Annotated in this window: 1 protein-coding gene; it reads right to left on the bottom strand. The window is 64.7% G+C overall.

Annotated features, from left to right (window positions below; genetic code table 11):
• On the bottom strand, positions 1-900 hold a 900-nt coding region (locus VBO01S_RS31510), incomplete at both ends, for a VCBS domain-containing protein (protein WP_218005434.1).

Raw genomic sequence — 900 nt, forward strand, 5'->3', positions numbered from 1 at the left:
CGAGCTGACTGGCCGTACCGTCGGACGAGACTGCAGTAAAGCTGTCGCTGAGCGACTGGCCCGCGCCCAGCTGCTGGATCGCGCTTTGGCTGTTGTCGGCCGTATAGGCCCAAGTGCCATCGGCTGCCAGCGTGAAGTTGCCGTAGCCGTTGGTGCCGCCGGTGCTCGCCTGTGGTGCGAAGTTCGACTGGCCCTGGTCGACATCGGCAATCGTCAGCGCACCACTGGTGCTCAGGTTCGGCGTCGAGGCGTCCTCGCTCACCGCACCGCTGGCAACGCCGCCGATCACCGGCACGTCATTGGTGCCAGTGATCGTCACCGTCACCAGCTGGCTGGCCGTGCCGTCGGAGGACACTGCGGTGAAGCTGTCGCTGATTGATTGACCAGCGCCCAATTGCTGGACCGCGCTTTGGTTGTTGTCGGCCGCATAAGTCCAAGTGCCGTCGGCCGCCAGCGTGAAATTGCCGTAGCCGCTGCTGCCAGCAGTGCTCGCTTGAGGCGCGAAGTTCGACTGGCCCGCATCCATATCGGTGATCGTCAGCGCCCCGCTGGCTGCGAGGTTGCCACCAGACACCGCAACGTCTTCTTGCACCGCGCCGCTGGCCGCACCAGCAATCACCGGCACGTCATTGGTGCCGGTGATCGTCACCATCACGAGCTGGCTGGCCGTGCCGTCGGAGGACACGGCGGTGAAGCTGTCGGTGATCGATTGACCAGCGGCCAGCTGCTGGATCGCACTCTGACTGTTGTCAGTGATGTAGGTCCAATTGCCATCGGCCGCGAGCGTGAAGCTGCCGTAGCCGTTGCTGCCGGCGGTGCCAGCCTGGGCTGTGAAGCTGGACTGTCCTGCATCGACATCGGCGATCGTCAGCGCACCACCAGTCGCAAGGTTGCCAGCAG

The organism is Variovorax boronicumulans NBRC 103145, from assembly GCF_001591345.1.
Taxonomy (GTDB): Bacteria; Pseudomonadota; Gammaproteobacteria; order Burkholderiales; family Burkholderiaceae_C; genus Variovorax; species Variovorax boronicumulans.